The organism is Paractinoplanes tereljensis (genome assembly GCF_016862435.1).
Taxonomy (GTDB): Bacteria; Actinomycetota; Actinomycetes; order Mycobacteriales; family Micromonosporaceae; genus Actinoplanes; species Actinoplanes tereljensis.
The window spans coordinates 1-23,119 of record NZ_BOMY01000044.1 but is presented as its reverse complement, the minus strand read 5'-3'; the positions used below and the strand labels follow the sequence as shown (position 1 = coordinate 23,119).

General features: G+C 69.6%; 26 protein-coding genes. 8 read left to right on the top strand and 18 right to left on the bottom strand.

Annotated elements, in window-relative coordinates:
* Positions 1 to 64: 64 nt before the first annotated feature.
* From Ate02nite_RS34435 to Ate02nite_RS34420, 4 genes are read right to left on the bottom strand one after another with little or no spacing between them, the layout of a single operon-like run.
* Complete coding sequence (locus Ate02nite_RS34435; RefSeq protein ID WP_203812075.1) at positions 65 to 979, bottom strand: asparaginase; 915 nt, start codon at positions 977 to 979, stop codon at positions 65 to 67.
* Positions 976 to 1,809, bottom strand: a complete 834-nt coding sequence (locus tag Ate02nite_RS34430; protein ID WP_203812074.1) for a beta-keto acid cleavage family enzyme — start codon at positions 1,807 to 1,809, stop codon at positions 976 to 978. The genes Ate02nite_RS34435 and Ate02nite_RS34430 overlap by 4 nt, the downstream gene beginning before the upstream one ends.
* A 22-nt stretch (positions 1,810 to 1,831) precedes the next feature.
* A complete protein-coding gene (gene ygfZ, locus Ate02nite_RS34425) occupies positions 1,832 to 2,872 on the bottom strand; it encodes a CAF17-like 4Fe-4S cluster assembly/insertion protein YgfZ (protein WP_203812073.1) in 1,041 nt (346 codons plus the stop codon).
* Positions 2,872 to 3,267 carry a Fur family transcriptional regulator gene (locus Ate02nite_RS34420; protein ID WP_203812214.1) on the bottom strand — a complete coding sequence of 132 codons (396 nt, stop codon included), beginning with the start codon at positions 3,265 to 3,267 and terminating at the stop codon, positions 2,872 to 2,874. The genes ygfZ and Ate02nite_RS34420 overlap by 1 nt, the downstream gene beginning before the upstream one ends.
* Positions 3,268 to 3,329: 62 nt before the next feature.
* Here Ate02nite_RS34420 and Ate02nite_RS34415 point away from each other — a divergent pair, with 62 nt between their 5' ends.
* The gene (locus tag Ate02nite_RS34415; RefSeq protein ID WP_203812072.1) at positions 3,330 to 4,067 is read left to right on the top strand and encodes an aminotransferase class IV; all 738 of its coding nucleotides are present in this window, start codon (positions 3,330 to 3,332) and stop codon (positions 4,065 to 4,067) included.
* On the opposite strand, the gene Ate02nite_RS34410 is transcribed toward Ate02nite_RS34415, so the two are convergent.
* On the bottom strand, positions 4,064 to 4,666 hold the full coding sequence (locus Ate02nite_RS34410; protein ID WP_203812071.1) for a heme-binding beta-barrel domain-containing protein: 603 nt from the start codon (positions 4,664 to 4,666) through the stop codon (positions 4,064 to 4,066). The two genes, Ate02nite_RS34415 and Ate02nite_RS34410, sit on opposite strands and share 4 nt — an antisense overlap.
* Positions 4,667 to 4,668: 2 nt before the next feature.
* Complete coding sequence (gene mtfM, locus Ate02nite_RS49580; RefSeq protein WP_275407434.1) at positions 4,669 to 4,773, bottom strand: small membrane protein MtfM; 105 nt, start codon at positions 4,771 to 4,773, stop codon at positions 4,669 to 4,671.
* 14 nt (positions 4,774 to 4,787) lie between these two features.
* Here mtfM and Ate02nite_RS34405 point away from each other — a divergent pair, with 14 nt between their 5' ends.
* Positions 4,788 to 5,162 (top strand): DsrE family protein, encoded by a 375-nt coding sequence (locus tag Ate02nite_RS34405; RefSeq protein ID WP_203812070.1) that lies wholly within the window; start codon positions 4,788 to 4,790, stop codon positions 5,160 to 5,162.
* Here Ate02nite_RS34405 and Ate02nite_RS34400 read toward each other — a convergent pair.
* Positions 5,156 to 5,956, bottom strand: a complete 801-nt coding sequence (locus Ate02nite_RS34400) for a hypothetical protein (RefSeq protein WP_203812069.1) — start codon at positions 5,954 to 5,956, stop codon at positions 5,156 to 5,158. The two genes, Ate02nite_RS34405 and Ate02nite_RS34400, sit on opposite strands and share 7 nt — an antisense overlap.
* Positions 5,956 to 8,013 (bottom strand): ATP-dependent DNA helicase, encoded by a 2,058-nt coding sequence (locus Ate02nite_RS34395; protein ID WP_203812068.1) that lies wholly within the window; start codon positions 8,011 to 8,013, stop codon positions 5,956 to 5,958. Before Ate02nite_RS34395 ends, Ate02nite_RS34400 begins: the two co-directional genes overlap by 1 nt.
* Positions 8,014 to 8,069: 56 nt before the next feature.
* Here Ate02nite_RS34395 and Ate02nite_RS34390 point away from each other — a divergent pair, with 56 nt between their 5' ends.
* Positions 8,070 to 8,576: a DUF402 domain-containing protein gene (locus Ate02nite_RS34390; protein WP_203812067.1), complete on the top strand. Its 507-nt coding sequence runs from the start codon at positions 8,070 to 8,072 to the stop codon at positions 8,574 to 8,576.
* On the opposite strand, the gene sigJ is transcribed toward Ate02nite_RS34390, so the two are convergent.
* Entirely contained in the window at positions 8,556 to 9,452 is an 897-nt protein-coding gene (gene sigJ / locus Ate02nite_RS34385) for an RNA polymerase sigma factor SigJ (RefSeq protein WP_203812066.1), read from the bottom strand. The genes Ate02nite_RS34390 and sigJ overlap by 21 nt on opposite strands.
* Before the next feature lie 89 nt (positions 9,453 to 9,541).
* Here sigJ and Ate02nite_RS34380 point away from each other — a divergent pair, with 89 nt between their 5' ends.
* The 3 genes from Ate02nite_RS34380 to Ate02nite_RS34370 all read left to right on the top strand — a co-directional run bounded on the left by Ate02nite_RS34380 (position 9,542) and on the right by Ate02nite_RS34370 (position 12,253).
* A complete protein-coding gene (locus Ate02nite_RS34380) occupies positions 9,542 to 10,504 on the top strand; it encodes a PI-PLC domain-containing protein (RefSeq protein ID WP_239147929.1) in 963 nt (320 codons plus the stop codon).
* A 117-nt stretch (positions 10,505 to 10,621) separates the two neighbouring features.
* Positions 10,622 to 11,248, top strand: coding sequence for a DUF47 domain-containing protein (locus tag Ate02nite_RS34375; RefSeq protein WP_203812065.1), 627 nt, complete (start codon positions 10,622 to 10,624; stop codon positions 11,246 to 11,248).
* A gap of 3 nt (positions 11,249 to 11,251) precedes the next feature.
* Positions 11,252 to 12,253, top strand: coding sequence for an inorganic phosphate transporter (locus Ate02nite_RS34370; RefSeq protein ID WP_203812064.1), 1,002 nt, complete (start codon positions 11,252 to 11,254; stop codon positions 12,251 to 12,253).
* A 13-nt stretch (positions 12,254 to 12,266) separates the two neighbouring features.
* On the opposite strand, the gene Ate02nite_RS34365 is transcribed toward Ate02nite_RS34370, so the two are convergent.
* The 5 genes from Ate02nite_RS34365 to Ate02nite_RS34345 form a co-directional block, all read right to left on the bottom strand.
* Positions 12,267 to 12,599 (bottom strand): helix-turn-helix domain-containing protein, encoded by a 333-nt coding sequence (locus tag Ate02nite_RS34365; RefSeq protein WP_203812063.1) that lies wholly within the window; start codon positions 12,597 to 12,599, stop codon positions 12,267 to 12,269.
* Positions 12,599 to 12,964 (bottom strand): type II toxin-antitoxin system RelE/ParE family toxin, encoded by a 366-nt coding sequence (locus Ate02nite_RS34360; RefSeq protein ID WP_203812062.1) that lies wholly within the window; start codon positions 12,962 to 12,964, stop codon positions 12,599 to 12,601. Before Ate02nite_RS34360 ends, Ate02nite_RS34365 begins: the two co-directional genes overlap by 1 nt.
* 277 nt (positions 12,965 to 13,241) lie before the next feature.
* Positions 13,242 to 14,867: a glycoside hydrolase family 13 protein gene (locus Ate02nite_RS34355; RefSeq protein WP_203812061.1), complete on the bottom strand. Its 1,626-nt coding sequence runs from the start codon at positions 14,865 to 14,867 to the stop codon at positions 13,242 to 13,244.
* A 31-nt stretch (positions 14,868 to 14,898) separates the two neighbouring features.
* Positions 14,899 to 15,945, bottom strand: coding sequence for a LacI family DNA-binding transcriptional regulator (locus Ate02nite_RS34350; protein WP_203812060.1), 1,047 nt, complete (start codon positions 15,943 to 15,945; stop codon positions 14,899 to 14,901).
* 13 nt (positions 15,946 to 15,958) lie between these two features.
* Positions 15,959 to 16,936: a Gfo/Idh/MocA family protein gene (locus tag Ate02nite_RS34345; RefSeq protein ID WP_203812059.1), complete on the bottom strand. Its 978-nt coding sequence runs from the start codon at positions 16,934 to 16,936 to the stop codon at positions 15,959 to 15,961.
* Positions 16,937 to 17,022: 86 nt separating this feature from the next.
* Here Ate02nite_RS34345 and Ate02nite_RS34340 point away from each other — a divergent pair, with 86 nt between their 5' ends.
* Positions 17,023 to 17,841, top strand: coding sequence for an NUDIX hydrolase (locus tag Ate02nite_RS34340; RefSeq protein ID WP_203812212.1), 819 nt, complete (start codon positions 17,023 to 17,025; stop codon positions 17,839 to 17,841).
* 29 nt (positions 17,842 to 17,870) lie between these two features.
* Here Ate02nite_RS34340 and pstB read toward each other — a convergent pair whose 3' ends face one another.
* Genes pstB through pstS form a run of 4 tightly spaced genes read right to left on the bottom strand, consistent with a single transcriptional unit; the run spans position 17,871 to position 21,943 of the window.
* On the bottom strand, positions 17,871 to 18,647 hold the full coding sequence (gene pstB, locus Ate02nite_RS34335) for a phosphate ABC transporter ATP-binding protein PstB (RefSeq protein WP_203812058.1): 777 nt from the start codon (positions 18,645 to 18,647) through the stop codon (positions 17,871 to 17,873).
* Between the two features lie 11 nt (positions 18,648 to 18,658).
* Positions 18,659 to 19,708: a phosphate ABC transporter permease PstA gene (gene pstA, locus Ate02nite_RS34330; protein ID WP_438871289.1), complete on the bottom strand. Its 1,050-nt coding sequence runs from the start codon at positions 19,706 to 19,708 to the stop codon at positions 18,659 to 18,661.
* Positions 19,709 to 19,740: 32 nt separating this feature from the next.
* Positions 19,741 to 20,808 (bottom strand): phosphate ABC transporter permease subunit PstC, encoded by a 1,068-nt coding sequence (pstC, locus tag Ate02nite_RS34325; protein WP_203812056.1) that lies wholly within the window; start codon positions 20,806 to 20,808, stop codon positions 19,741 to 19,743.
* Between the two features lie 40 nt (positions 20,809 to 20,848).
* On the bottom strand, positions 20,849 to 21,943 hold the full coding sequence (gene pstS / locus Ate02nite_RS34320) for a phosphate ABC transporter substrate-binding protein PstS (RefSeq protein WP_203812055.1): 1,095 nt from the start codon (positions 21,941 to 21,943) through the stop codon (positions 20,849 to 20,851).
* Between the two features lie 497 nt (positions 21,944 to 22,440).
* On the opposite strand from pstS, the gene Ate02nite_RS34315 reads away from it, so the two are divergent.
* The gene (locus Ate02nite_RS34315; protein ID WP_203812054.1) at positions 22,441 to 22,881 is read left to right on the top strand and encodes a universal stress protein; all 441 of its coding nucleotides are present in this window, start codon (positions 22,441 to 22,443) and stop codon (positions 22,879 to 22,881) included.
* Positions 22,882 to 23,119: the final 238 nt, after the last annotated feature.

The window sequence follows — 23,119 nt, the reverse complement described above, 5'->3', positions numbered from 1 at the left end:
CGACGCTAGCTCGGAGTGCTAGCTCTTGCAAGCAAAACGCTAACTACAGCTAGCGTGAAACGAGTCACCGTACGGGACGAACGTCGCCAACCGGCTCGCCGCCACCCAGCACCAGCACCTCGATCGCCGGGACCGGAACCCCGAGCCGGCGCAGTTCGGCCAGCAGCACCGGGGTCCGGGCCCGCATCCCACCGTCGTCGACCTTGAGGGTTACCGCGCCGACGCCGGGCACGGCCACCGCCACCACACCCTCGGCGCCGCCCTTGGCCAGCAGGCCGGGCACCGCCGCCATCAGCACCGAGTCGTCCACGCCGGTGCCGGCGACCAGCACCGGATGCGCCCGCATGGCGTCCGCCACCCGTCGCTCGTACGTCCCCGGGGCCGCCTCGACCAGCCGCCGGAACGCCCGGGCCAGCCCGGTCAGCGACAGCGCGAAGCAGGGCGCGCCGCACCCGTCCACCCCGACCGCGGCGATCGGCTCGCCGGTCAGCTCGGTGACCGCCTCGGCCAGCGCTTTCTGCAGCGGGTGGTCCGGGTCCAGGTAGGTCTCGGTCGGCCAGCCGTTCGCCACACAGGTGGCGAGCATGCCGGCGTGCTTGCCGGAGCAGTTCATCAGGATCCGCTCCCGGCCGCCCTGCTGCCGGAGCCAGTCGTCTCGGCTCGGCTCGGCCAGCGGCAGGGCGGGTGGGCAGCGCAGCGCACCCGGCTCCAGCCCGGCCGCCGCCAGCACCTCCCGCACCCGCCGGACGTGCAGCGCCTCGCCGTAGTGGCTGGCACTGATCATGGCGAGGTCGGACTCGTCCCGCGGCACCAGGCCGGCCCGCAGCATGCCGACGGTCTGCAACGGCTTCAGCGCCGACCGGGGGAAGATCGGGGTGGTCACGTCGCCGCGGCTCTCGCCGCCGTCGGCCAGCACCGCCACCGAGCCGTGGTGCACGCTCTCGACGAAGCCGGACCGCACCACCTCCGCGATGATCATCGAGTGGGGATGCCCAGCAGCTCGCGGGTCTCGGCGGTGGTCAGCGGCGGGCGCTGGGCGAGCTGGGCGAACCCGGCCGCCCGGGCCACCAGCTGCATGTTCGACTCGACCGGCTGGCCCTTCGCGTACGTGACGGTGTCCTCCATGCCGACCCGCAGGTGCCCGCCCGCCGACAGCGACGCCAGCATCACCGGAATCGTGCTGCGGCCGATGCCGGTCGCCGAGAAGGTCGTCCCGGCCGGCAGGTCGCGGATCGCCTGCTCGCAGGCGACCAGCGCGGCGGCCGTGCCCGGCATCCCGCCCGGCACCCCCATCACCAGGTCGACGTGCACGTGCCCACCGGCCGGCAGGCCATATCGGCCGAGCAACCGCTGCAGCGTGGTGAGCTGGCCCAGGTCGAAGATCTCGTACTCCGGCACGATGCCCCGGTCCTGCATGCGGGTGTGCAGGTCGACGATGAACTCCCAGCGGTTCAGGAACACGCCGTCGCCGAAGTTGACCGTGCCCATCGTGCAGGAGGCCATCTCCGGAGCGGCGTAGAGCACGGCCAGCCGGTCGGACTCCGGGTCGGTCACCGCACCGCCGCTGGACAGCTGGACGATCATGTCGGTGGCTTCGCGCAGGCCGGTCACGGTGTCGCGCAGCCGGCCCTGATCGAGGGTCGGCTTGGCGTCGGCGTCCCGGATGTGCACGTGGATGATCGAGGCGCCGAGCGCCTCGCATTCCTTGGCGGTCCGCACCAGCTCGTCGAGGGTGACGGGCAGGGCTGGCACGTCGTCTTTGGTGTTCTCCGCACCGGTCGGAGCAACGGTGATCACGGTCCCGGTCATGAGACGGATCCTAGGACAGGCCCTAAGCGGGATCGATCGCTGCCACCGACTCGCCGACGGTAAGAGTGGCGTCGTCGGCCACGTTGCGCTTCAGCACGGCCAGGGCGACCAGGCCCAGCTCGTGGTGCCGGACCGCGGTGCCGATGAAGCCGATCGCCCGGCCGTCCGCGGTCACCGGGGTGCCCTGCACCGGCGGGTGGTCGGAGGCGATCCCGTCGAAGTGCAGCAGCACCAGGCGGCGGGGCGGGCGGCCCAGGTGATGCACCCGGGCGACCGTCTCCTGCCCCCGGTAGCAGCCCTTGTCGAGATGCACGGCGGCGGCGATCAGGTCGGCCTCGGCCGGGATGGTGCGGTGATCGGTCTCCCAGCCCAGGCGCGGGGTGCGGTGCTCCACCCGGATCGCCTCGTAGGCCCAGAGGCCGGCCAGCGGCACGCCCAGCTTCTCGATGACGGCCGTCTTCGAGGCGCGCGGCACCAGAAGATCAACCCCAAGAGGAACCCGACGAGCCAGACCACCCTCAAACGCGCGTACGGCGTAAGTGCTCGTGGCGTGCCCCGGCAGCTCGCCGGCGGCGAATTTCGGGCCCGGCACCGCCGCCAGGCGGGGTTCCGCCAGATCGGGGAAGAGGTCGGCCGCACCCGGCCCGACCAGCGAAAGCACGGCGATCTCGCCGGTCGCGTCGCGCGGCTCGACCCGGGTGAAGAATCGCATCATCTCCAGGTATTTCAACAAGCCGACGCCTGCGCCCGGCTCGGTGTCCAGCCAGGCGGTAGTGCCATCCTCAGTCACGTAGGCATGCTGCTCAACGTGCCCATTGGGGGACAGCACGAGCAGCTCGCTTCCGGAGCCCGCCGACAAATCCGACAAATGCTGAGTCGTCAGGGTGTGCAGCCAGCTGGCGCGCTCGTCACCCGGGACGGCGATCACGTCCCGGTTCGAGCGGTCGACCAGGCCGACCGCGGTGGCCAGGGTGCGTTGCTCCCGCATCGGGTCGCCGTAGTGCGCGGCCACCCCCGCGTCGGCGGACGAGGGATCGAGGTCCTCGACCATCACTACGGTCATTACAGCTCCTTGCAGTCCTCGCAGACACCGAAGAGCGAGACGTGGCCGACATCGACCCGGAAGCCGCGCTCCGCCAGCAGCCGGTCGGTCACCGGCAGCATCACTGTCGGGTCTACCTCACTGATCGACCCACATCCACGGCAGACCAGGTGAACGTGCTGATCCTCACCCGCGGCGTGGTAGGTCGGCGAACCGTGCGACAGGTGGGTGTGATTGACCAGCCCGAGCTCTTCGAGCAGCTCGAGGGTGCGATAGACGGTGGTGATGTTGACCCCGGCGACCCGCTCACGGACCGCGGTGTGCACCTGCTCGGGCGTGGCGTGACCGAGATCATGCACCGCCTCCAGGATGAGCTGGCGCTGCGGCGTGAGCCGCAGCCCGCGCTCACGGAGCATTTCGGCTAGCGATGTGGCGGACACGTTACGAGCATAGTTCGGCTCGTCGTTACGCTCCGCCCGTGACCGACCGAGTTCTGGTCTCGCCGGCCGAGTTGTTCGGCGACGGCGTCTTCGAGACCGTGCACCTGCGTCCCGACGGCCCCTGGCTGCTAGATCAACATCTGGCCCGGCTGGCCCGGTCGGCCGCCATGCTGGGTTTCACCGCCTCGGCGGAGGAGGCCGCAGCCCGGGTGGCGGCATTACCCCCGGTAACCGTCGAGAGCGCGCTGCGGATCATTCAGACCCGGGAATCACTCCACGTGACCGTCGCCCCGATCCCCGATGCGGTCCGGCAGGAGCGGCAGTCGGGCATCCGGGTGCTCAGCGCGGCGGTCGGCCCGCCACCGCCGTGGTCCCTGGCCGGGGCCAAAACCCTGTCCTACGGACCGAACTTCGCGGCCCGGCGCTGGGCGCGGGCTCAGGGCGGCGACGACCTGTTGTGGGTTTCCCATGACGGGTACGCGCTGGAAGCCCCGACCGCGTCGGTGGTCTGGCTGACCGGCGGGGAGCTGTGTTCCGTACCCCCGGAAGAGGCCGGCATCCTGGCCGGCACCACCGCCGCCGAGCTGTTGTCCCGATGCTCGTCCGCGGGTCTCCGCGGGTCCTACCGGATGGTCACGCTCGACGAGCTGACCAGGGCGGACGCGATCTGGTTCGCCTCCGCCCTGCGTGGTCTCGCCGAGGTGACCTCGCTGGACGGGGTGCCCCGGGCCCGTTCGCCCTGGACTCCCCGCCTGCTGGACCTGCTCGGTTACTAGCCGCCGATGCGCAGCAGGCGCGCCGACATGTGCGGGCGCAGGCCGCTCTCGCCCACCGCCACCTCGTGCGCGTAGAGCAGCGCGGCGTCGACGATGCCGAAGAGCCGTTGCGCGCCGGTCAGCTGCAGGCCGGACGGGGTGTACGCGATCGCGTCGGCGGCCATCTCCAGCCGGGTCGGGCCGACCGTCTTGCCCAGATAGAGCTCGGCGGTCCCCTCCGGGGTGACGATCGTCGCCTCCATCTCGTCGGTCGCGCGCCCGTCGTTGAGCACCGGCCGCCAGAACCCGGACTCGACGATCCACTCCCCGCCCGGCTTGGAGTCCTCGTCGAGCAGCCAGGACCGCGCTTCGAACCGCAGGAACGGCCGGCCGTCGTGGCTGATCCGGATCTCCTGCCCGAAGTCGTAGTCGTCGTCGGCCGGGAAGCCGCCCTGACCACGCCCGCGCCACAGCCCCACGAACGGCAGCAGCCCGAGCAGCGCCGGGTGCAGGTCGGCACCCTTACGCAGGTCGTGGGTGTCCTCGTACGGATAGGGCTCCACCGGCGGGGCGTTCAGCCACGGCGGCGGTCCGAGAGGGTTGTCCGACTCGTCACTCACTCTTACCAACGCCCCCTGGAAACACGAACGGCCAGATAGCCGATGCCGCCCGCCAGTGCGCCCAAACCGGCGACCAGCAGGCTCACGAACCCGATCTCGGTAACCATGACCGAACCATCTTATGCTGGCGCCCATGGCACGCTTACTGGTCGTCAAGGCAACCGCCGGCGCCGACGCTCCCGAGCGTTGCTCGCAGGCTTTCACCGTCGCGTCGACCGCCGCCGCGTCCGGCGTGGACGTCTCGTTCTGGCTGACCGGCGAGTCGACCTGGTTCGCCCTGCCCGGCCGTGCGGCCGAGTTCGAGCTGCCGCACGCCGCTCCCCTGCCCGACCTGATCGACCTGCTGCTGTCCGAGGGCCGGGTCACCGCCTGCACCCAGTGCGCGGCCCGCCGCGACATCACGCCCGAGGCGGTGCTCCCCGGCATCCGGATCGCCGGCGCCGCCGTCTTCGTCGAGGAAGTGACCGCCCCGGAGGCTCAGGCCCTCGTCTACTGAGTGACGGTCACCCGGACCTGTTTCCCGTCCGGCACCACGACCACCGAGGTGTTGTCCGTCCGGTAGGCCCAGGCGCTCGCGTCCGAGCGCAGCAGCGTCGCCCCCGCGCTCACCAGCCGCAGCCGCTGGGCCAGGTCCGCCGGCTCGTCGAGCTCGACACTCCAGCTGGCCGCCACCCCGGCGTCCGGCCGGTTCACGGCCTGCACCTCCGGCGTCGCGCGGCCGCCACCCAGAGCCGCCAGGACGGCATCGAACGCGGCCGGCGGCGCCCCCGCGCCCGGGTCGGTCTCACCCGGGATCTGATCGCTGTCCGGCCGGCAGCCGCTGCTGAGCCGCAGCGTCAGCACCTTGGCGGTGGCCTCGGCGTTCCCGTCGATCCCGATGAAATTGCCGGCGTCGGCGTGGAAGCCGAGCCGGGTCCCGCCCTTGTTGGCCGCCACCTCGGCCAGATAGCCCGGCGGAAGCCCGTTCGCGATGGCGTCGAGCGCGGTCCGGGCTTCCCCGTCACGCACGTAGACGGTCAGGTCCCGAGCGGCCACCACCCCGGACCGCACCGGCGTGATCCGGCAGTCCCCGATCAGCTCCAGCCCGCCGAGCACGAGCGCCCGCCCGTCCGCGTCGGCCGCCGCGAACAGCACCCCCGCCGCCTGCTGCAGCTCCGGCACGGCGTCCGCGATGTCCCGCTGCTCCGGCACGCTCGCCTTCTCATGCCGAACCGACCACACCGACAGCCCACCCAGCACCACCGCCCACGCGGCCACCAGCCCGACAAGCCACCAGCGCCGCTTGGCCATCAGCTCTTGCCCAGGCGCTGCAGGGCGCCCAGCGCCACCTCCGGCTTTGTCGTGTACCAGAACGGGGGGAGCGACTTGCGCAGGAAAGCGCCGTAACCCCGGGCCGTCTCCAGGCGGGAGTCGAGCACCGCGACCACGCCTTTGTCGCCGGTCGAGCGGATCAGCCGGCCGACGCCCTGGGCCAGCCGGATCGCCGCGATCGGGACGCTCACCGAGGCGAAGCCGGAGCCGCCGGCCGCGTCGACGGCGGCCGAGCGGGCCGCGGCCAGGGGCTCGTCGGGGCGGGGGAACGGCAGGCGGTCGATCACCACCAGCTGGCAGGCGTCGCCGGGGACGTCGACGCCCTGCCAGAGGGACATCACCCCGAACAGGCAGCTTTCCTTGACCTCGCGGAACTTGCGGACCAGCAGCGGCAGCGCTTCCTCGCCCTGCAGCAGGATCGGCAGGTCGGTGCGGGCGCGCAGCAGCTCGGCGGCCTGGGTGGCGGCCTTCCGGGAGGAGAACAGGCCCAGCGTGCGGCCGCCGATCGCCTCGACCAGGCGCAGCAGCTCCTCGCCGGCCGGGTCGGGCAGGCCGGACGCGGCCGGCCGGGGCAGGTGCGCGGCCACGTAGAGGATGCCCTGCTTGGGGTAGTCGAAGGGGGAACCGACGTCGAGCGACGTCCAGTTGTCGCCGGAGGTGGGCGGGGCGCCGGAGATCAGCGAGCCGGGGGCGGCGGTCTCGGCGACCGCGTTACGGGCCGTCGGCACGACCGGGACGGCGGCGGGCAGGCCGAGCGAGCGGGCCACCGTGTCGAACCGGCCGCCCAGGGTCAGGGTGGCCGAGGTGGCGACGACCGTGCGGTCCTCGTAGAGGCCCTGGGCCAGCGTGCCGGCCACCGACAGCGGCGCCACCACCAGCGCCCGGCGGCCGCTGCCCAGGTCGGATTTCTCCACCCAGGCGACGTCGAAGTCGGACTCCTCGAGCAGTCGCTGGGCGGTGTCGGACAGGTCACCCAGTGCCGCTTTGGCCTGCTGTTTGCGTACCGGATCGGGGTCGTCGCCCTTGATGTCGCCGATGGCCGTCAGGCCGGCCCGGGTGCCCGCCTCCAGCAACGTGACCGCCTGCCGCAGCATGTCGGGAAGGCCACCGGTCAGGCGGCCGGCCGGGGTCTCGGCCAGGCCCACGGTGAGAGAGTCGGCCGACTCGGCCAGCTGTTCGGCGGTGGCCGGCGGGAGGAAGGGTTTCGCGCGCCGGGACGAGCGCTCGATCGCGTCGGGGGTCAGCTCGGCCTGGGCCGCCGACGAGACGCGGTCGGCCAGCTCGTGGGCCTCGTCGATGACGAGCAGCTTGTGCGGCGGCACGATGTGCCGGTCGGCGAGCATGTCGACGGCGAGCAGGCTGTGGTTGGTGACCACGATGTCAGCTTCCCGGGCGCGGGCCCGGGAGGCCTCGGCGAAGCACTCCGCGCCATAGGGGCACTTGGCCGCACCGACGCAGTCGCGGGCCGGCATCGAGACCTGTCGCCACGCCGTCTCGTCGACACCGGGGTCGAGCTCGTCGCGGTCGCCGGTTTTCGTCTTCTCCGACCAGGCCTGCAGGCGCTGGATCTGCTTGCCCAGCTTGCCGGCCTCGCCGAGCCACTGGGTGGCCTTGGGCGGCGCGTCGTCGAAGAGGGTGTCGGTCGGTTCCTCCTCGTCGGCGTGTTCCATCTTGGCCAGGCAGAGGTAGTGGTGACGGCCCTTGAGCACGGCGAACGTGGGGCGCCGGCCGAGGACCGGCTCGACCGCGGCGGCGAGGCGGGGCAGGTCGTGCTCGACCAATTGGTTCTGCAGGGCGAGGGTGGCCGTGGACACCACCACCGGGCCGTCGACAAGCAGCGCGGGCGTCAGGTAGGCGAGACTCTTTCCGGTGCCCGTGCCGGCCTGCACGAGCAGATGCTCGCGCTCCTTGACGGCGCGGTCGATGGCGGCCACCATGGCCTGCTGGCCGGGGCGCTCACCGCCACCCGGGACCGCACCGACGGCGGCTGCTAGAAGTTGCTCGGCGGTCGCCTTCTTACGGGTAGCTGCGGGCACGGAGAGACGGTACCCGGCGCCACCGACAGAAGCCGACCACCGTTAGGGTTCTTGTCATGGCGCACGACATGGTCCGGGTCGTCTACACGAAGTACGACGGTTCGGCCCACCGGGACTATCCGGCTCGCCGCTTCGGCTCCGACGACCTCGGCGTGTGGGTCGGGGTGACGCACGGCACGCCGTCGGTCTATCACGGCCGCCCATCGGTCGAGCAGATCCCGTTCGTCCTGCTGATCCCGCATCACGCCTGGTGGACGGGCATGTTCAACCCGCCGCCACGCACCAGCGAGGTCTACTGCGACATCACCACGCCGGCCCGTTGGGAGGGCGACACGGTGCACATCATCGACCTCGACCTCGATGTGGTGCGCCGGCGCGAGTCCGGCCGGGTGGAGTTGCGCGACGAGGACGAGTTCGACGAGCACCGGGTGCAGTTCGGTTACCCGGACGACCTGGTGACCGAGGCCCAGGCGGCCGCGGCCAAGCTGCTGGGCGCGCTCGGCGACGGCAGTGAGCCGTTCGCCACGCAGTACCACAAGTACCTATCCGAGGTCACCCAATAGGATCTTGTTCGGGTTGAGCTGGTTGAACAGCCCGGTGATCCGGCCCTCGTCGACCGCGACGGCCAGCACGGACAGCAGCGGACGCCCGTCGGCGTAGGTGCCGCGCACCACGACCCCGGCCGAGCCGCTGACCACTACCGGCTCCAGCGTGATCTCGCCCAGCTTGTTGCCGAGAATGCCCAGGTAGAACCGGGCCACCCGATCGGCGCCGACGACCGGCCTGGTGCCGACGCCGGGGATCAGTCCGCCGCCGTCGCCGATGGCGACCACGTCCGGTGCGAGCACCGCGGCCAGCGCCTGCAGGTCACCGCTGTTCGCCGCGGCCAGGAACGCGCCGAGCACCGCACGCTGCTCGGCGAGGTCGGCCGAGTGCCGCACACCGCCCTCGCTGACCGCCCGCCGGCCGCGCGAGGCGTGCTGGCGGGCGGTGCTCTCGGTGGTGCCGAGCACCGTCGCGACGTCCTCGAACGGCACCGCGAACGCGTCGTGCAGCACCAGCGCCACCCGCTGCTCCGGGGTGAGTCGCTCGAGGACGACAAGCAGGGCCAGGCCGACCTGGTCGCTGATCTCGGCCCGCTCGCTCGGGCCGAGGTCCGGATCGACCGAGTACGCCGGAAGCCACTGCCCCGGATAGGCCTCGCGGCTGACCCGGGCCGACTTGAGCACGTCGAGGCAGATCCGGCCGGTGACCGTAGTGAGCCAGCCGCGCAGGTCGCGGATCTCGCCGCCGTCCCGGGTGCGGGCGTAGCGCAGCCAGGCTTCCTGCACCGCGTCCTCGGCCTCGGCCCGGCTGCCCAGCATCCGGTAGGCGAGGGCGAGCAGGTGCGGACGCTCCGCCTCGAACTCGTCGGCGGTGGTGGCGGTCAGCGACGGCATAGGGGGAATTCTGCGCGAGATTACCCGGACACGGGAACCCGATGTGACACAGTAGTAACACTCATTTCGGACTAATCGGATGGTGCACGGTGAACGACGGTGTGATGATCGCCGGCTGCCTGGCCGGTCTGGCCGGAGTCGCCGGCGCGGTGTCGGTCGGCGCCATCATCGCCCGCCGACCCGGCCCCTTCCTGCCGACCGGGCACGCCATCGCCCCGCCCAAGCAGATCGATCCACTGCCCACCGTGCTGCACCGCGGCCTCGGCGGGCTGACCGTCCCGGTCACCCCCGGCCCGCACGGCGAGCTCTTCCTCGGCCCCGGTGGACCACAACCCGGGCGTACGCTGCGCCGGCTCGTCCTCACGCCGCTCTTCGCGCGTGCCCGCAGCCGCGGCGGCCGCCTCGCCCGTGACCAGCAGGTGCCGTTCCGGCTGGTCGTCGAGTTCGTCGGGGCCAACCGCGAGGCGGAGACGCTGCTCCGTGCGTACCGCATGTTGGATCAGCAATTGCGCGACCATGCCGCCCTGCTCAGCCACTGCGAAGGCGAACGGCTCGTGCCGGGCGCCGTCACCGTGTCGGTGACCGGCATCGTCGACGTGCGGGAACTCCTGGCCGGCGAGGAGAAGCGGTACGCCTTCGCCGACGGCACCTTCGACGACATCGGCTCCCGGTCGGCCCCGCCCACCCTGGTCCCGATGATCAGCGAGCCGTGGAACCGCCGATTCGGCTGGGACGGCCGCGAGCCGATCTCGGCCGAGGAACGCCACCTGCTGCACGCCCTGGTCCGGCAGGCCCACGAGGACGGCCGGACGGTCCGCATCGCCGGCCTGCCGGACGGCTCGCGCCGGGCTCGCCGGGCGATCTGGACCGAACTCGGGGCGGCCGGGGTCGACGTCATCGCCGACGTCGACCAGCTCGGACTGGTCCGGCATCTGCGCCGGCACCCGGTCAGCCGGTGGGTGCAGGGCGCGCCGCTGCCCACCCTCGCGATTCGCCGCACCTCGCCGCGACCGCACGCGTCACGGCCCGATCGGCACCACGAGCCGGTGTAAACGCCGGCAAAAGGGGGCATCGGTGAGCGGCCGGGCCGGGCGAACGCGAGGTGAACCCACCGCGACCGCTAGCATGCCCGGAGATCCATCCCACCTCCGTCGATCGAGGTCCGCGCCGTGAAGTTCTCCTTCCGCCCCGTCGAGGGGGCCTTCTACGACCTCTTCACGTCCGCCGCGCACAACCTGGTCAAGGGCACCGAGCTGCTGAACGAACTGGCGCTGCCCGGGGTGGACGTCCAGTCGGTCAGCGATCGGCTGACCGATGTGGAGCACGACAGCGACCAGATCACCCACGATCTCTACAAAAAGATCAACTCGACCTTCATCACCCCGTTCGACCGGGCCGACATCTACTCGCTCGGCTCCCAGCTCGACGACGTGATGGACCACCTCGAGGCGGTCGGAAACCTGCTTTACCTGTACGGGCTGACCGAACTGCCGTCGCTGCCCCGCGAGATGCACGAGCTGATCAACGTGCTCGACCAGCAGGCGAAGGTCACCGCCGAGGCGATGCCCCGGCTGCGGTCCATGAAGGGCCTCGAGGAGTACTGGATCGAGGTCAACCGCCTGGAGAACGACGGCGACCGCGCGTACCGCATGCTGCTGGTCCGGCTCTTCTCCGGCGAGTACGACGCTCTCACCGTGCTCAAGATGAAGGAGGTCGCCGACGAGCTGGAGGCCGCCTGCGACGCCTTCGAGCACGTGGCGAACACGGTCGAGACCATAGCGGTCAAGGAGTCCTAGACCTTGTCTGCCGAACTCATCGCCGTACTCGCGGTGATCCTCGCGGCGATGGTGTTCGACTACACCAACGGCTTCCACGACGCGGCGAACGCCATCGCCACCAGCGTGAGCACCCGGGCCCTGACGCCGCGGGTCGCGCTGCTGATGGCCGCCATCGGCAACTTCATCGGCGCGCACGCCGGTCACAACGTCGCGAAGACGGTCAGCGGCATCATCAGCGTGCCGACGTCGTCGGCCGGCCTCGGCGTGGTCTTCGCCGCCGTCCTCGGTGCGATCGCCTGGAACCTGCTCACCTGGTGGTTCGGGCTGCCCTCGTCCTCGTCGCACGCCCTGATCGGCGGCCTGGTCGGCTCGGCCCTGGTGGCCGGTTACGCGGTGAACTGGGACGCCATCATCGAGAAGGTCGTCCTGCCGATGGTGGCCTCGCCGGTGGTCGGCTTCACCGGGGGCTTCCTGTTCATGGTCGCCCTCATGTGGATCTTCCGGTCCGGCCGGCCGAGCAAGCTCAACCGCGGCTTCCGCTACGCCCAGACGGTCTCGGCGGCCGCGATGTCGATCGGACACGGTCTCCAGGACGCCGCGAAGACCATCGGCGTCGTCGTCCTGGCCCTGTACGCGGGCGGCTACCAGGACTCGACAAACGACATCCCGCAGTGGACGTACTGGGCCTCGGCGTCGGTGCTGGCCCTCGGCACCTACGCCGGCGGCTGGCGCATCATCCGCACGCTGGGCCGCAAAATCGTCGACCTCGGCCCGCCCGAGGGCTTCGCCGCCGAGACGGTGGCCAGCAGCCTGCTCTTCACCTTCGGCATCTGGCTGGGCGCCCCGATCAGCACCACCCACACGATCACCTCGGCCATCATGGGCGTCGGCGCAACGAAGAAGCTGTCCGCGGTCCGCTGGGGCGTGGCAAGCAACATCGTCGGCGCCTGGATCCTGACGTTCCCCGGCGCCGGCGGCATAGCCGCCCTCCTCTACTTTGCCGTCCGCCCCCTCTTCAGCTGAGCGCGGACTGGCCTCAGGCGACGTTGAGGCTGATGTCGCCGATCCGGGCCACGATTTCGACCTGGCCACCCAACCCCGCGACGTACGTCCGCAACACGTCGAGGCTGACCGCACCGCCGTTCTCGATCTGGCTGATCCGAGCCTGACTCAGCCCGGTAGCGGCTCCGAGCTGCACCTGCGTCATCCCGAGCTGCTTACGAATGTCGGCAAGGCGCGCCCCGCTGATTGAAGCGAGCATCTGCTCGCGCATCAGCGCCCGCTGCTCGAGGCGGTCCGCATCGTCCCAGTGCGGATCGATTTCGCGAGCCTTCGCCTTGACATCGCGCCAGTCCGTGAAGTCGCTCATCAGCGCTCCTTCTCCAACTCCGCCAGGTGCGCCGAAAAGCGGGCATCCGCGAGGGCAATTGCGTCCTGATACCAGGATTGCCACCGCCCGGCCTTGTCGCCCGCAACGAGGAAGATCGCCTCTCGTGCCGGATCGAAGGCGAAGATCATACGAACCTCCGAGGTCCGGGTTGACCCTGGCCGGAGTTCTTTCATGTTGTGGTAAGTGCTGCCTCCCAGGCGGTCCACCAGGGGCCGGCCGAGCGCGGGCCCATGTTGAACCAGAAGGTCGATCGCCTCGGCTATCAGTCCGGCGCTGATGGGATCCGCTACGCAGAGTTTCAGGAACCATGCCTCAACTTCAGGGTGCAACCTAACGTCCCACATCCCAGCAATATAAGCAAACCTTATGCTGGTTTTCTAGGCCTTAGACTAGCTGACTTGCGACTACTTGGGGACGAGGCTCCGTCGCCGAAGGAGGAAAATCCAGATGCGTTCTAAGGACGGCACCGCGTTGACTCCCGACATTGAGACCAACTTGCTTGCCGAAGCGGAAGCCGGCTACGACCCGGCGATGCTCAGACGTCGGGAAGCTCAAGCGGGCCGAAGTCGGGGCGGTGAGGTGGCGGCCGTTGCAGGCGGGCGGCACCTCACCGCCGGACTCCTAGATTGACCACCAGACGGTGGTGTCCGGGGGAAGCAGCGCGGTGCCGTCTTCCACCGTGACCGGGCCGCTGGCGGTCAGTACCTGGCCGGGGGCCTCGAAGTGGGCCGGGTCGGGGCCCATGTTTACCGTGCAGCGGAACGCCGGGCCCCGGTCGAAGGCGAGCACCCCGGTCGGCGCGTCGCGCCAGGTCAGGGGGTCGGCGGCGGCGAAGACCTTGCGGCGCAGGGTCAGGGCTTCGCGGTACATGGTCAGGGTGGAGCCGGCCACGCCGTCCTGGGCCTCGACGCTCAGCGACGCCCACGCGTCCGGCTGGGGCAGCCAGCTCGGGCCGCCGTCGGGGCCGAAACCGTAGGGGGCGGTCGTGCCGGACCACGGGATCGGGACGCGGCAGCCGTCGCGGTAGCCGTCCTGGCCAGTCGCGCGGTGGAACGCCGGGTCCTGGCGGGCCTCCGGCGGCAGGTCGATGACCTCCGGCAGGCCCAGCTCCTCGCCCTGGTAGAGGTAGGCGGAACCGGGCAGCGCGAGCAGCAGCAGCGACGCGGCCCGGGCCCGGCGCAGGCCGGCCACCTCGTCGACCGCGGTGGGCTTCTTACCGGCCATCTCGCCGGTGTTGACCTGCATGAGCCGGTTGGTGTGCCGGACCACGTCGTGGTTGGACAACGTCCAGGTGGTGGGGGCGCCGACGTTGTCGTTGGCGGCCAGCGAGTCGTCGATCATCGCGCGCTGGGCGCCGGCCTCCCAGGCCGTGCCCAGGTAGCTGAAGTTGAACGCCTGGTGCAGCTCGTCGGGCCGGACGTAGTTGGCCACCCGGGAGAGGGTCGGCGCCCACGCCTCGGCCACCGCGATCCGCTCGCCGGGGTACTCGTCGAGGATCCGGCGCCAGCTGCGGTAGATGTCGTGCACGCCGTCCCGGTCGAAGCACGGGCTCTCGCCGACGTCGAGCAGATGCCAGGTCGCCTCGTGGCCGATGTCCGGCAGTCCGGCCTCCTTGACCAGGCCGTGGGCGACGTCGATGCGGAAACCGTCAACCCCAAGATCCAACCAGAAGCGCAGGATCGTACGGAACTCGTCGGCGACCGCCGGGTGGTCCCAGTTGAAGTCGGGCTGCTCGGAGGCGAACAGGTGCAGGTACCACTGGCCGTCGGCAACCTGGGTCCAGGCCGGGCCACCGAAGATGGACGGCCAGTCGTTCGGCGGGAGCTCGCCCTGTGAACCGCGGCCATCACGGAAGTGATACCGGTCGCGCAATGGCGAGCCGGGGCCCTCGGCCAGCGCCTGCTGGAACCAGACGTGCTGGTCGGAGGAGTGATTGGGGACCAGGTCGACGATCACCCGCAGGTCGAGCTCGTGGGCGTCCAGAATCAGGCCACGGGCGTCGTCGACGGTGCCGAAGAGCGGGTCCACCGTGCGGTAATCGGCCACGTCGTAACCGGCGTCGGCCTGCGGGGACAGGTAGAAGGGCGAGAGCCAGACCGCGTCGACACCCAGGTCCCGGAGGTACGGCAAGCGACTCCGGATGCCCGGGAGGTCGCCGATGCCGTCACCGTTGAGGTCGGCGAAGCTGCGGGGATAGATCTGGTAGATGACCGCGTCACGCCACCAGGAAGACAATCCTGAAGTCATGAGTAGGCACAGTATCAATTACTAACTCGTGTTACATCAGCGGTTTGCCCGCTGAATCCCGGACGATCAGCGTGGTACCCAGCAGCTGATGCGGGTGCTGGTCCTCCCCCCGAACGGCGGAGATGAGGAACGAAGCGGCACTTCTGCCCTTGGTGACTATGGGCTGCCGCACAGTGGTCAGCCGCGGCCGGAACCAGGCCGACTCGGCCAGGTCGTCGAAACCGGTCACCGAGACGTCCTCGGGCACCCTCAGGCCCAGCTCCTGCAGGGCGTCCACCGCGCCGTAGGCGAGCACGTCGGAGAGCGCCATGATCGCGGTCGGCCGCTCGGCGCCGGCCATCAGTTCCTTGGTGGCGCGGTAGCCGTCGACCCGGGTCACCGGCACCTCGGCCAGCGCCACGTCGGCCATGGTCAGGCCGGACGCGGCGAGGGCTTCTTCGATGCCGCTCATCCGGCGGCCCAACGGGCCGCGATAGCCTCGCTCGGCGACGTCCGGTCCGGGTGCGATGGAGAGTACGGCGATCCGACGGTGACCTAGTTCCAGCAGGTAGCGGGTCACCTCGCGGGCGCCGCCCCGGTCATCGACCTCGACGCTCGGCGCGTTCTCGTACCGGTCCGAGTCGATCAGCACGAACGGGATGTCCCGCCGGATCAACTCGGCCACCTCCGCCCCCTCGGTCTCCAGACCGCAGACCACGAAGCCGTCCACCGCCGCGTACGGAATGGCCTTGAGCACCGAGTCCTGCAGCGGCGGAGTGAGCAGCAGGGTGTAGCCCTCCTGGTCGCAGATCTGCCCGACACCCATCAGGAAGCGGGCGTAATACGGGTTCTCCAGGATCTGCGCGAGCCGCTGCGGAAGCAGCACCCCGATCGAGTTGGTGGTGCCGGCCTGCAGCATCCGGGCCAGCGTGTTCGGCGTGTACCCGAGGTCGGCGGCCACCGCGAGGATCCGCTCACGAGTGGCCGTCGAGATGCGCTGCGGGTTGTTGAACGCGAACGAGACGGCAGACCGGGAGACCCCCGCGGCCGCGGCCACATCACTCGAAGTCGGCTTGCCGCCGACTTTCTTCGACGGCATTAGGCCACTTTAGTCAGTACGTGACGCCGATATCGCTACGGATCGTGTCGAGCAGGCCCATGATCTCCAGCGTCGTGGCGTGCGGGACCAGCGGGCTTTCCAGCTCACCGGCCAGGATCCGGCTCTGCACCTCGGCCGCCTCGAACTGGTAGCCGTTTCCCTCGAACGGGAGCTCGAACGTCTCGGGATCGCGCCCCGGACGGTTCAGCACGAACGACTGCGGCATGAAGAAGCCGGGCGGCAGGTCGATCCGGCCGTCGGTGCCGGTGATCGACGCGGCGTTGCGGCTCTCGCCGTTGATGCTGCAGGTCAGGGCCGCGACCGCGCCGGGCCGCCAGCCGAGCAGCACGCCGGTGTTCTCGTCCACGCCCTCCGGCGTGAGGTGGGCCCAGGCCTGCACCGAGGTGGGCGCGCCCATGATCAGGTGGGCCAGGTTGATCGGGTAGACGCCCAGGTCGAGCAGCGCACCGCCGCCCAGCTCGGGGTTGCGCAGCCGGTGCTCGGGCTCGAATGGGCCCTGCAGGCCGAAGTCGGCGTGGATCGAGCTGACCCAGCCGATCGCGCCGTCCTCGACCAGCTCATGGATCTTGCGGATGGCCGGGTTGAACCGCATCCACATCGCCTCCATGAGGAAGACGTTGTTGGTGTGCGCGGCCTGGATCAGCTGGGCGGCGGCGGACAGGTCCAGCGTGATCGGCTTCTCGACCAGGACGGCCTTGCCGGCCTCGATGCAGAGCAGCGCGGCGTCGAAGTGCTGCGCGTGCGGGGTGGCGATGTAGACGACGTCGACCTCGGGGTCGGCGGCCAGCTCGGCGTACGACCCGTGGGAGCGGGCGAAACCGTACCGCTTGGCGAACGCGGCCGCGGTCTCGGCCGACCGGGAGCCGACGGCGGCCAGCTCGGCGCCCTCCACCAGCGGGAGGTCCTTGGCGAACTGGGCGGCGATCCCGCCGGGGCCGACGATGCCCCAGCGCACCTTCTGAGCGGTCATGATCACTACGTTATCCCGGCCGGTGGCAGGATCGACGGGTGACCGATGCCAACCCAGGAACATTCACTTTCTCGCTACCCGAGGCGATGGTCCGGCGGGCGCGCGAGTTCCGCGGCGAGCCGGCAACCCCGCGGCCCGCGGCCACCGTCGTCCTCCTGCGCCCCGATGACGACAAATTCCAGCTGTACGTGCTGAAGCGCGCGAAAACGATGGTGTTCGGCGGTCTCTACGCATTCCCGGGCGGCGGTGTCGACCCGACCGACCGGCCCGAGACCCTCCGCAGCGACTGGGCCGCGCGACTGGGTGTCCCGGACGAGCAGGCCCGGGCCATCGTCGGCGCGGCGGCCCGAGAGCTGTTCGAAGAGGCCGGCGTCCTGCTGGCCGGGCCGCTCGACGAGCCGGACCGCACGGTCAGCGACGGCTCGCTGGGCGGTTCCGTGACGCACGGCCGCGAGATCGACGACGGCCAGGTGGTCGGCGACGTCAGCGCGGCGGACTGGGAGGCCGACCGGGCCGCGATCGCCGCCCGCGAGCTGACCCTGACCGAGGTGCTCGAGCGCCGTGGCCTGCGGCTCCGGGACGACCTGCTGTTTCCGTGGGCCCGCTGGATCACCCCGGAGTTCGAGCCCAAGCGGTTCGACACCTGGTTCTTCGTCGCTCTCCTGCCGGAAGGGCAGACGGCGCGCGACGTGTCCGGCGAGAGTGAGGTCGCCGCGTGGGCCCACCCGGAAGCAGCTGAGGAGCTGGCCATGCTCCCACCGACTCGGTCGACAGTGAACTCTTTCCGCCCGTACCAAAAAATTGCGGAAGTGATCGCGGCCTCGAGTCGCCGCGATGCCTCGACGCCGGTCATGCCTCGCGTTGTTCTGGCCGAAGACGGCAGCGCCCTGCTGCACATCGACTGAGCAGCAGGGCGGTTGACGCTGGGAAAGACTTAGCCGAAGCGGCCGGTGATGTAGTCCTCGGTCTTCTTCTGGGTCGGGTTGCTGAAGATCTTCTGGGTGTCGTCGTACTCGATCAGGCGGCCGGGGTCGCCAGTCTTGTCGATCGAGAAGAAGCCGGTCTTGTCGCTGACCCGGGCGGCCTGCTGCATGTTGTGCGTGACGATGATGATCGTGAAGCGGTCCTTCAGCTTGAACATCAGGTCCTCGATCGCCAGCGTCGAGATCGGGTCGAGCGCCGAGCAGGGCTCGTCCATGAGGACGACCTGCGGCTCGACCGCGATAGTGCGGGCGATGCAGAGACGCTGCTGCTGGCCGCCGGAGAGGCCGGCGCCGGGCCGGTTGAGCCGGTCCTTGACCTCGTTCCAGAGGTTGGCCGACTTGAGCGACTGCTCGGCCGCGTCGTCCAGCGCCGACTTCTTCTTGACGCCGTTCAGCTTGAGGCCGGCCACGACGTTTTCATAGATCGACATCGTCGGGAACGGGTTGGGGCGCTGGAACACCATGCCGATCAGGCGACGCACCGCGGTGACGTCGACGTCCGGGTCGTAGATGTTCTGCTCGTCGATGGTCAGCCGGCCCTCGATGCGGGCGTTCGGCAGCACCTCGTGCATCCGGTTGATCGACCGGAGGAAGGTGGACTTGCCGCAACCGGACGGGCCGATCAGGGCGGTGATCGTCTTGGGCTCGACGGTCATCGAGATGCTGTCGATCGCCTTGAACGAACCGTAGTAGGAGGAGACGTTGCTCGCCTCGATGCGCTTGGCCATGGTCATACCTCTTAACGGGTCAAACTGTTGCGACGGGCGAGCATCTTGGCGGCGATCGTCAGGATCAGCACGATCGTGACCAGGGTGAGCGCGGCCGTCCAGGCGCGCGCCGGGGCGTACTTCGAAGCGTCGCCGGCCTGCTGATAGACGTACAGCGCCAGGGAGGACTGGTTGCCGTTGAACGGGTCGAAGTTGATCGCGGCAGCGCCGCCGGCGACCAGCAGGACCGGGGCCGTCTCGCCGGCCGCACGAGCGATCGCCAGCATGACGCCGGTGACGATGCCGGGCAGGGCGGTCGGCACGACGATCTTGAGGATCGTCTTCCACTGCGGAACACCGAGGGCGTACGCACCCTCCCGCAGCGGACCGGGCACCAGGCGCAACATCTCCTCGGTGGACCGCACGATCGTCGGCAACATCAGCACCGACAGCGCCAGCGAGGCGGCGAAGCCGGAGAAGCGCGGCTGCCCGTCGTTGAACCAGGGGCTCACGATCAGCACCCAGAACGACAGGATGAACAGACCGGCCACGATCGACGGGATACCGGTCATGACGTCCACGAAGAACCGGACGGTGCCGGCGAACTTGCCACGGCCGTACTCGACGAGGTAGATCGCGCCGAGCACGCCCAGCGGCACCGCGATCAGGGCGGCGATGCCGACCTGCTCCAGGGTGCCGATGATGGCGTGGTAGGCGCCACCGTTCTGGTCGCGGGCGCCGATGTTGTTCATCGAGGTGCCGAAGAAGTCGCCGTCGAGCCGGCCGACACCCTTGGAGACCAGGGTCCAGACGACGCTCGCGAGCGGCAGGATCGCCAGGATGCAGGCCGAGTAGATAAGCGACTTCCAGGCCCGGTTACGGGCGGCCCGGCGGCCTTCCACCCGGCCGGCCACGTAGAGCAGGCCGACCAGATAGAGGGCCCAGCCGAGGACGACGACGAGCACCCAGTTGCCGATGCCCAGGCCGAGCACGAGCGCGGCCGAGACGAGCAGCGCGGCGACGGCGACCCCGAGGTTGGCGACAAGCGACAACTTCTTGGTCCGGATGTTGTCCGGCGTCATGACGACGCCGGAAAGCTCTCTGTCCAGAAGACTCATGCGGCACTGTCCCGGAACTCGCGACGACGGTAGATGATCGCCCGGGCAGCCATGTTGACCACCAGGGTGATGGCGAACAGCACCAGGCCGGAGGCGATCAGGGCGCCGCGGCCGGTGGCGTTGGCCTCGCCGAACGTGTTGGCGATGTTGGCGGCGATCGAGTTACCGCCGTTTTCGATCACATTGAACGAGATGGCGAAGACCGTGCCGAGGGTCAGCGCCAGGGCGATCGTCTCGCCGAGCGCGCGGCCGAGGCCGAGCATCACGGCCGCGATCACGCCGGGCTTGCCGTACGGCAGGACGGCGGTGCGGATCATCTCCCACTTGGTGGCGCCCAGGGCGAGCGCGGCCTCCTCGTTCATCCCCGGGGTCTGCTGGAAGACCTCCCGGGACAGCGAGGTGACGATCGGCAGCACCATGATCGCCAGGACCAGGCTGCCGAGCAGGATCGAGCGGCCGAACGGGCCGTCGCCACCGAAGAGCGGGATCCAGCTGAAGTATTTGTTGAGCCAGACCGAGAAGTCGCGCACCGGCTCCATGAACACGTCCCGGCCCCAGAGTCCGAAGACCACACTGGGCACGGCGGCGAGCAGGTCGATGACGAAGCCGAGCGGGTTGGCCAGCCGCTTGGGCGCGTAGTGCGAGAGGAACAGAGCGATGCCGAGGGCGATCGGCACCGCGACGATCAGGGCGATCACCGAGGACAGCACCGTGCCGAAGGCCAGCGCCGCGATACCGAACTTGGGGTCGGTGTCGTTCGGGAACCACTGCTTGTAGCTCAGGAAGTTCACCGTGTCGGCGCGCAGCGCCGGGACGGCCTTCGAGATCAGGAAGATCGCGATGGCCACGATGATGACGAGCACCATGGCGCCGGCGGCCGTGGAGAGCCCACGGAACCCGCTCTCCATCGAGAAACGGGCCTTCTTGGGCAGGCCGTCACCGCCACCGATCGGGGGTTCGTAACTACTCGGCGAAACGCCGGTGCCGGCGGACCGGGCGTGACGTCCTGTCACACCCGAGCCGCCGGCGGTGGCGTCCGTCGAGCTCGAGGGGTAGTCACCCATCTGCTCGCTCGCTGTCGTCTCGGAGGGATGTATTACAGCGTCAGCTGATGGCGGCGACCGAGGTCGCGACCTTCGACTGGATCGACGCGGGCAGCGGGGCGTAGCCCAGCTCGCTCAGCGCGGTCTGGCCCGCGGTGCTCGAGGTGTAGTTCAGGAACGCCTTGATGTCGGCGGCCTTGGAGGAGCCCTTCTCACAGGCGATCTCGTAGGTGACCAGGACGATCGGGTAGGCACCCGCCGTGGTGGTCGCGTAGTCGATCGACAGCTTGAGGTCGTTGCCGGTGCCGGTGATCTTGGCACCCTCGATGGTCTTGCCGGCGCTCTCACCGGTCAGCTCGGTGAACTCACCGGCACCGTTCTTGATCTTGGCCGTCTTCAGGTCGCTGTTCTCGGCGAACGAGAGCTCGACGTAGGAGATGGTGCCCGCGGTGCTCTTGACCTGGCTGGCCACGCCGTCCGACTTGGCAGCGCCGGTGCCGCCCGGGGCCTTCCACGCCTTGGCGTTGCCGAAGGTCCAGTCAGCCTCGGCCGACTTGCTCAGGTACTTGGTGAAGTTGTCGGTCGTGCCCGACTCGTCCGAGCGGTGCACGGCCTGGATCGCGGTCGACGGCAGCTTGACGCCACTGTTGAGCGCGGCGATCGCGGCGTCGTCCCACTTGGTGATCTTGCCGGCGAAGATCTTGGCCAGGGTCGAGGCGTCCAGCTGGAGGTTGTCGACACCGTCCACGTTGTAGACGACCGCGATCGGGCCGATGACCATCGGAAGGTTCAGAGCCGTGCCGGTGGCGCACTTGGCGTCGGCCTGCTTCTGCTCTTCGTCCTTGAGGGCCGAGTCGGAGCCGGCGAAGTCGGCCGTGCCCGCGATGAAGGCCTGGATGCCGGCGCCGGAGCCGGTGCCCTGGTAGTCAATCTTCGCGCCGGAGCACTGGGCCTGGTAGGCCTTGATCCACTCGTCCATGGCGTTCTTCTGGGCCGTCGAGCCCTGAGCCGTCAGGCTGCCCGACGAACAGCTGCCAGGCGCGGCGGAGGCGTTGCTTCCGCTCGGCTCGGCGGTGTTGTCCGACCCGCAAGCAGCGAGCGCGAGCGTCGCAGTCAAAGCAATGCCGGCGAGGTAACCGGACCGCTGGAGCTTCACGTTGGAATATCCCTTCGAGGTGAGGTGCACGGCCGATCTCTGACCGGCACACCCCGAAAACTAGGAGGGCCAGGTAGCCGGTTTCCCGGCCACAAATGAACGCAGGGTGAACACGTATGCGCCTCAAGTTTGCTTTCTGCTGAGCCCGAGTTGTCCGTTCCGTGAACCACGGGACTGAAGTCCGAAAAATCCTACATTTCCGGTCAGTCTTTACCAGCCCGAGATCCTGCAGTGTCCGTCCCGTGACGATGGCATTGGCCAGATCCAGGAAGGTAGCTGCATAACGCAGTTATTAGCTCAGATGCCAAGCCCGCGTCGAACCCGTTCCGCCAGCCCCGCGCCGTCTGGGCGGTCGCCTTCGCCTGTGTGATCTCGTTCATGGGCATCGGCCTGGTCGACCCGACCCCGCATCGGCTCTGGAGGTGGCTCCCGGCGAAACTCCGCACCAACTGAATGCCGACGTGCTGACCGGCCTACGCCAGGCTTAGGTTCACGCCATGGGTTTCGAGCTGGGCACCGACGGCCCCGGCGCGATAGTGGTCGGGGTAGACGGCTCCCCCACGTCGATGCGAGCCGCCGCGTACGCCGCCGGCCTGGCGAGAAGGCAGCACACCCGCTTGATAGCGGTCTACGCCCGCGCCCTACCCACCACGCTACTGACCATCGCCGACCACAGCGGCATGGCGGTAAACGCGGTGCTGGAGGCCCAAGACGACCTGGAACGCCAACTGAGGGCGGAGATCCACGGCTGGGGAGCCAACTCCGAGGTAATAATCCGCCAAGGCGATCCCATGACGGTCCTGGCCGAGGTGGCCAAGGAGACAAGGGCAGACGCCTTGATAGTGGGTTCCTCAGCAAGCTTCGGCCACCGCATAGCCGGCTCCTTGGCAATCCGCCTGGTCCGCTACGGCAAGTGGCCAGTAACGGTAGTCCCGTAACGCCGCCGGCCTGAGACGCACTATGCGGAACGCCAAAGATGTCGAGCTTCAGTCAGCAGCAAACAGCAACTCCGCAAGATCGCCCCGGCCAGATCCCCCGGAGCTCAAGGTTGCGGATTTCCCGCTCGCTCCGAACCCGAAGCCCACAAGATCGACCGCCGCCCAGCAGCACCCACGCCCAGCGGGACTCACGCGCTCTGCTTTTGGCTTGGGTGATCTCCTCGCGGCGGCACGCCCC